At 60.7% G+C, this 6,546-nt stretch carries 7 protein-coding genes; 4 read left to right on the top strand and 3 right to left on the bottom strand.

Annotation, left to right across the window (positions count from 1 at the left end):
* A partial coding sequence (locus tag M0954_RS11795; RefSeq protein WP_297353350.1) for an FAD-binding oxidoreductase occupies positions 1–1,055 on the top strand: 1,055 nt, incomplete at its 5' end.
* A 57-nt stretch (positions 1,056–1,112) separates the two neighbouring features.
* Here the strand turns inward: M0954_RS11795 and M0954_RS11790 are convergent.
* Both M0954_RS11790 and M0954_RS11785 read right to left on the bottom strand, forming a co-directional pair.
* Positions 1,113–2,783 carry a glycoside hydrolase family 13 protein gene (locus M0954_RS11790; protein WP_297353348.1) on the bottom strand — a complete coding sequence of 557 codons (1,671 nt, stop codon included), beginning with the start codon at positions 2,781–2,783 and terminating at the stop codon, positions 1,113–1,115.
* 204 nt (positions 2,784–2,987) lie between these two features.
* Entirely contained in the window at positions 2,988–3,254 is a 267-nt protein-coding gene (locus tag M0954_RS11785) for a DUF4148 domain-containing protein (protein ID WP_297353346.1), read from the bottom strand.
* Positions 3,255–3,511: 257 nt separating this feature from the next.
* Here M0954_RS11785 and M0954_RS11780 point away from each other — a divergent pair, with 257 nt between their 5' ends.
* Genes M0954_RS11780 through M0954_RS11770 form a run of 3 tightly spaced genes read left to right on the top strand, consistent with a single transcriptional unit; the run spans position 3,512 to position 6,325 of the window.
* The gene (locus tag M0954_RS11780) at positions 3,512–4,189 is read left to right on the top strand and encodes a response regulator transcription factor (RefSeq protein ID WP_122159457.1); all 678 of its coding nucleotides are present in this window, start codon (positions 3,512–3,514) and stop codon (positions 4,187–4,189) included.
* A 3-nt stretch (positions 4,190–4,192) separates the two neighbouring features.
* Positions 4,193–5,560 (top strand): HAMP domain-containing sensor histidine kinase, encoded by a 1,368-nt coding sequence (locus M0954_RS11775; RefSeq protein WP_122157938.1) that lies wholly within the window; start codon positions 4,193–4,195, stop codon positions 5,558–5,560.
* 12 nt (positions 5,561–5,572) lie between these two features.
* Positions 5,573–6,325: a winged helix-turn-helix domain-containing protein gene (locus tag M0954_RS11770; RefSeq protein ID WP_123386991.1), complete on the top strand. Its 753-nt coding sequence runs from the start codon at positions 5,573–5,575 to the stop codon at positions 6,323–6,325.
* A 106-nt stretch (positions 6,326–6,431) separates the two neighbouring features.
* On the opposite strand, the gene M0954_RS11765 is transcribed toward M0954_RS11770, so the two are convergent.
* On the bottom strand, positions 6,432–6,546 hold a 115-nt coding region (locus M0954_RS11765), incomplete at its 5' end, for a sigma factor-like helix-turn-helix DNA-binding protein (RefSeq protein ID WP_297353353.1).

Raw genomic sequence — 6,546 nt, 5'->3', positions numbered from 1 at the left:
GTACGCCGTTGCAGGTCGTGCAGGAGGCTGCACTCGACGCGGATCTTTACTTCCCGCTCGATCTGGGAGCGCGCGGCAGTTGCACGATTGGCGGCAATCTCGCGACGAATGCGGGCGGCAACCGCGTCATCAAATACGGCATGATGCGCGATCAGGTGCTTGGCCTCGAAGCGGTGCTGGCAAACGGTGAAGTGGTAGGCGCGCTGCACAAAATGATCAAGAACAATAGCGGCTACGATCTGCGGAACCTGCTGATCGGCAGCGAGGGCACACTCGGTGTCGTCACGCGTGCGGTGCTGCGTCTGAGGCCGCGGCCTCGGGCGGTCGCGACTGCATGGTGCGCGCTGCCGTCATACAGCGCGGTGACGAAGTTGCTTGAAGAGGCCCAGGCGGGGCTGGCGGCTGGCGTTTCCGCTTTCGAGGTGATGTGGGCCGGCTACTACGACGCGGCGCTTGCGAATCTGCCTGAACTTCGTGCGCCCGTGGCGGAGCGGTATCCGTTTTACGTGCTGCTCGAGAGCGTAGGCGGTGATCCGGTACGGCATGCGCAAGCGTTTGAGGAATTTCTGGGCCGCATGTTAGAGGCGGAGACAGTCAGCGATGCGGCGCTGGCGGTGTCGGAGTCGGACGCGCTTGCGTTCTGGGCTATCCGTGATGCGCCGGGCGAGTATCCGAAGTTCATTCCAAATCACGCTGCGTTCGACGTGAGCTTTTCGATCAGCAATGTTGGCGATGTCGCTCAGCGATGCGACGTCCGTTTGCGTGAGCGCTGGCCGCAGGCGCTGGTGATGATTTACGGTCACCTGGGAGACGGCAACATCCATATCGTTGTGGACGTGCCAGGGGCAGCTAAGACCTTGCATGGCGAGATTGACGACGTGATCTACGACGTTACGCGCGAATTCCACGGATCGGTTTCCGCCGAGCACGGCATTGGCACCAAGAAGAAAGCGTATCTTGAGTTCACGCGCAGCGATGCGGATGTTGCCGCGATGCGTGCCGTGAAAGCCGCGCTCGACCCGAACGGGATCTTGAATCCGGGGAAGATATTCTAAAGAGGCAATCTCTCCGGTGGAGTTAGTTGCCTCTTTGCTTTAGCCTTCATCTTGGCCTTAGCGTAAAGCCAGCCACGCCGCCGCGTTGCCAGGCAGGCGTCCCGACGCGTCCCGCTGTTCGCTCGAAAGTAGTAGCCTGCCGGACGGCAATGTGACGGGTCGCATCGCCAGATTAATCACCGCGCGTAGCGTGCCGTTGTCGAAGCTCAGCACATCTGACGAATCGCCAGACTGCCACCGCAACTGGCCATTGCCGAGCCTGTAGTCATGCCGCAATTGCAGAAGCTGGCGATACAGTTCCAGCGTTGAACCGTACACACCGTCCTGGCGATCCACCGCATAGCGCGCGAAAGTGTCCGGCTGCGGCAACCAACTTTTCTCGCCTGGTCCGAAGCCGAAGGAGGGTGCGTCTGCTAGCCAGGGCAATGGCACCCTGCAGCCGTCGCGCCCGATTTCTTCGCCATTGGTGCGGAAAAACGCTGGGTCTTGCCGATAACACGCCTCGAGTGTGGTGTGCTCGGGCAAACCCAGTTCCTCGCCCTGGTAGACGTATGCCGATCCCGGCAGCGCGAGCGTGAGGAAAGCGGCGGCGCGTGCGCGGCGCAGTCCTAGCGCTTCGTCTGGCTGCTCGCTGTTCGCATCGATGCCTTTAGGACGAGCGCCCGGTTTGCTCAGGCCATAGCGCGACGTGTGACGTACGGAGTCGTGGTTGGACATCACCCAGGTCGTGGGTGCGCCGACTGCTGCCGAAGCGGCCAGCGAACTGTCGACGACAGCCTTGATTTCAGCCGCATCCCAGTGGGTCAGCAGATAGTCGAAATTGAAAGCCTGCTGCATTTCATCGGGACGAATGTAGCGGGTGAGCCGGTCCTGCGGCGCGATCCATGCCTCCGCCACCATCATGCGCTCGCCGGGATAGCTGTCCAGCAGGCGGCGCCAGCTCTGGTAAATCTCGTGCACGCCCTCCTGATCCCACATCGGGCCCGGATTGTCATCGCCGCCCTCGGTGCCTTCCACCATCGCGGCCTGACCGGCCCAGTCGGGTAACCCGGGCGCCTTGACGAGGCCGTGGGCGACGTCGACGCGGAAACCATCCACGCCGCGATCCAGCCAGAACCTCAGCACATCTTCGAACTCCGAACGGACTTCGGGGTGATCCCAGTTCAGATCAGGCTGCTTGCGATCGAACAGGTGCAGATACCACTGCGTGTCTCCCGGCGCACGCGACCACGCATTACCGCCGAACACGCTCTGCCAGTTATTCGGAGGCAAATCGCCGTGCTCGCCCTTGCCGTCGCGAAAGAGGTAACGCGCCCGCTCGGCGCTGCCGGGCGGCGATTGCAGCGCGGCCTGAAACCAGGCGTGTTCATCGGAGGTGTGATTGGGCACCAGATCGACGATCACCCTCATGCCTAGCGCGTGCGCCTGCTCGAGCATGTGGTCAAAGTCGTCCAGCGTGCCAAATAACGGATCGACGACGCGGTAGTCGGCGACGTCGTAACCGGCATCCGCCTGCGGCGAGAGATAAAACGGCGACAGCCAGATGGCGTCGATGCCAAGACGCTCCAGGTATGGCAGTTTTGCCGTGATGCCCGGCAGATCGCCGATACCGTCACCGTCCGAGTCTGCGAAAGAGCGGGGGTAAATCTGATATATCACCGCGCTACGCCACCATTCCAGGTTGGTGCACGCCGCGGGAGTGGTGAAGTCTTTCGTGCGCATATTCATGTTGCGTCCCTCTTGTGAGTCTGCCCGGACAGGGCCTCAGGTAAAGCCCCGGATTGGCAGGATGACAAGGTGTCAGGTGCACGACGGCATCACGACGTCGCAACCGCTAACGGTGAACCCCCGACGTAGAGCCGGCATGCAGAACATGCATGCCGGCGCGCAACCGTGATTATGCGGCCTCGAAGGCAGATGGCGCGCGAGCGCTTACCTGCCGAAGTTCGCATAGGCGGGATCCACGCGTGCTTCCTTGACACGCTGCGCCGCGATTTCTGCCCGGTCCTCGGGAGGTGACGGATAGGACGTCTTCTCGTCAGCGGCGGTCGTGCCGTTCAAGAATGCTTGGTACAACTGCGCCTTCACTTGTTCCCGTGTCAAACCCTGTGAAGGAATTTGAGCGGGAGAAGCATGGGCAGTAGAGGCGAGCAGGGAAACCGTGCTGGTAAGCAACAGCGTGGCGAGTGTGCGTTTCATGAGTGGCAACCTTTGAGGGAAGTGAATGGTTCCGCACAGCGAGACAGGCGCTTGTAGTGCCCTCTGCATGCGGTGCATTCACATCTTCGCAACGTGATTGCGGACGCTCGCTTGGCAAAGATTAAGGTTTGTTTAACGAGTGATGGGGTCGCATGGATGCTTACCTAAAGGATCTTTCATGTTGCACTGCAGCGCATTTGAGATACTGCGGGTTCGCTTTCCTGGCGCCGGCCTCCATAACGCCGGCCATGCAGACCATGGCAAAAATCTTGACGATTGAGGACGATCGCATTGTCGGGCGCGACATCGTGGATACGCTATGCGACGCCGGTTTCGAGGTGGAGTGGGTAATGAGCGGACAGGACGGCATCGCGCGTGCGGTGCACGACGAGTTCGATGTCATTACGCTCGACCGCGTGCTGCCCGGCATCGATGGGCTGACGATTCTCAAGACGATCCGCGGCGTGGGCATCGAGACGCCGGTCCTGATGATCAGCGCGTTGTCCGATGTCGACGAGCGTGTGCGCGGTCTGCTTGCAGGCGGCGATGACTACATCCCCAAGCCGTTTTCCGCGGAAGAGATGAAGGCGCGTATCGAAGTGCTGCTACGCAGGCGCGGACGTCGGCAGCAAGCTGCGTCCACGGTGCTGCGCGTCGACGATCTCGAGATCGATCTGATTGCCCGCACGGCGACACGCGGTGAGCATGTGGTCGCGCTACCGCCGGTGGAATTCAAACTGCTTGAATACTTCGCACGCAACTCCGGGCAGATCCTGACTCGCACGATGATCTTCCAGTCCGTATGGGACATGCATTTCGATCCGGGCACCAATCTGATCGAGGTATACGTCGGTTTGCTGCGCCGGAAGATCGATCTCGCAGGCATGCGTCCGTTGCTGAAGACCGTGCGTGGATCGGGCTACATGCTGGGCTAGGCCATGACAATGAGCTTGTGGCGCAGCACGATATTCCGCCTGCTGATGATCTACGCGCTGGTATTTGCCGGCTCTGTGTTGGGCCTCGTGTGGGTTAACTACTGTAGCTCTGCGAACTACACGGCGACCCAGGCCGATTACAACATCAACTGGCAATTCCAGTACTTCGCGGCACTGCCTCGCAATCTCATGCTCGAGCAGATCGATGCGCGTATCAGGACGACGATCCACCGGCCGGTTAACTACTACGGTGTGTTTGCGCCCGATGGCCAGCACCTCAAGGGCGATATCGCCGCGCGCCCGGCCGTTGTTCAACCCGATGGGGATGGCGTCTGGTTTCGACCGCAACTGACATCGCGAGACATCGAGCGGCCGCAATACATGCGTACCAAGGCCGCACGGCTTGCCGATGGCGATGTGCTGGTGATAGCCCGTGACGTGGACGAGATGACGCGCTTGCGCGATTACATGCTGGGCGGCATTGCATGGAGTGGGGCGATTGCGCTGCTGGGGGGCCTCGGTTTCGGCGTTCTGTTTTCGGCTGTGCAACTGCGGCGTATCAAGGAGATGCGCCGTCTCGCGAATCTGATTGCGCAAGGCAATTTGAATACGCGTTTGCCGGAGCGCGGCGGCGATGAACTCGCGTGGTTGTCGCAGATCGTCAATCATATGCTCGACGAAATATCGCGCCTGATGAACGAGGTCAAGAGCGCGTGTGATGGGATTGCTCACGATTTGCGTACGCCGCTCATTCATATCCGGTCGCTGCTTGCGCGTATCGAACTCACTGCGCTCAAGGATAAAGACGCGCAACGTGTGCAGCTAGCCGGGCAGGAGACGGACGAAGTGCTCAAGCGCTTCGCCGCGATACTCCGTATTTCGGAGATCGAAGCATTGCATCGTCGCGCGGAGTTCAGCGATACGGACATGCATGCTTTGTGCCGGCAGGTGGGCGAGCTTTATGCGCCTGTTGCCGCCGCGAGGAACGTCGAGTTAAAACTAGATCTGCAGCCCGTGCTTCCCGTGCGCGCCGATTATCCGTTGGTGTACGAAGCGCTGGTCAACATCGTCGATAACGCGATCAAGTTTGCGTCTGAAGACGGGACGGTGGTGATCGGGGTGCGGCAATGTGCGGAAGGACCGCGTATCACGGTGCGCGATGACGGTCCTGGGATTCGGAGCGAAGAACGGCTCGCGGTGCTGCAACGGTTCTATCGCAGCGAGCGCACGCGCGACACGCCGGGCTCGGGGCTGGGTCTTTCGGTCGTGCAGGCGGTCGCTCGTCTGCATGATTTCAGGCTGGCGCTGGAGGATGCCAATCCGGGCACCTGTGTTGCGCTCGATTGCTGGCCCGAGCGTCGCGGCCTATGAGCGGGTGATGTCATGCGCATCTTGTGTGTGGGAAGCGGGGCACGTGCCGAGTATCTGGCCGCTGCGCTGATCGAAGCGAATCATAGCGTGTCGAGCGTCGAGCGCGTTGTTGATGCTGCCTATCTGGTGGCAGTCGAACATATTGATGCGGTGGTTGTGCTTACGCTTGGCGATGCTACGGACGCAGCACGCGCGATGGTGGCTCGGCCGGCTCATACCGTGTTGGTGATCATCGACACGCCGGACAATCAGGATGCGCGGGTCGATGCGCTGTATGCGGGCGCCGATGTGTGTTTTACCGGGCTCTATGAGTACGCTGAACTGGAGGCGCGATTGCATGCGCTGTGGCGTGATGGTGCGCAAGTGGATGCCGAAATGCTCAGGCCGGTCGCGTCGTCGTTGTCGTCTTCGGCTGGCGGCCCGGTGCTTTCTCGCACCAAGCGCAGCCTGATTGGCGCGGGTGGCACGGAGCTGCCTTTGACGCGGCGCGAGTACCTGTTGATGGAATGCCTGCTGCGCAATGCCGGAACCGTCGTACAGCGCGATGAGCTGATTGGCTATGTGTTCGGCGATGCCGAGGCAGATGGCGTCTCACTGCAACGCCTTGTGTCTGCGGTACGGCGCAGGATATTGGAATCCGAATGGGGCTTGCGGTTGGAAACGGTGCCGCGCGTGGGGTATCGCGTAGTCCTCGATACGCAAGATGCTTTTGGGCCGTGCTCGGGAGATTCGCGTAAGCGCACTGCCTTGGAGAATTCCCCCTGACGAATCGAGGAGCAGATTTACGCTTCCGGTTCTTTGATCGATCTGCCGACGTCATAGAAAAAGGGCCCTGGTTTCAACAACCAGAGCCCTTTTTTAACTTACCCATTTACCGGTCGAGGAACGATTTCAGTCGATCCGCGCGGCTAGGATGCATCAGCTTACGCATCGCCTTGCTTTCGATCTGGCGGATCCGCTCACGCGTGACGTCGAACTGCTTGCCG

The sequence above is a fragment of the Paraburkholderia sp. genome (assembly GCF_026225065.1).
Lineage (GTDB): Bacteria > Pseudomonadota > Gammaproteobacteria > Burkholderiales > Burkholderiaceae > Paraburkholderia.
Note: the sequence above shows the minus strand (reverse complement) of the source record. Positions and strands in the feature narration are given on the sequence as shown.

Bases quoted from the DNA above. Each gene is read 5' to 3' on its own strand.
- M0954_RS11790 (WP_297353348.1), bottom strand. From the start codon at position 2,783: ATGAATATGCGCACGAAAGACTTCACCACTCCCGCGGCGTGCACCAAC.
- M0954_RS11785 (WP_297353346.1), bottom strand. From the start codon at position 3,254: ATGAAACGCACACTCGCCACGCTGTTGCTTACCAGCACGGTTTCCCTG.
- M0954_RS11780 (WP_122159457.1), top strand. From the start codon at position 3,512: ATGGCAAAAATCTTGACGATTGAGGACGATCGCATTGTCGGGCGCGAC.
- M0954_RS11775 (WP_122157938.1), top strand. From the start codon at position 4,193: ATGACAATGAGCTTGTGGCGCAGCACGATATTCCGCCTGCTGATGATC.
- M0954_RS11770 (WP_123386991.1), top strand. From the start codon at position 5,573: ATGCGCATCTTGTGTGTGGGAAGCGGGGCACGTGCCGAGTATCTGGCC.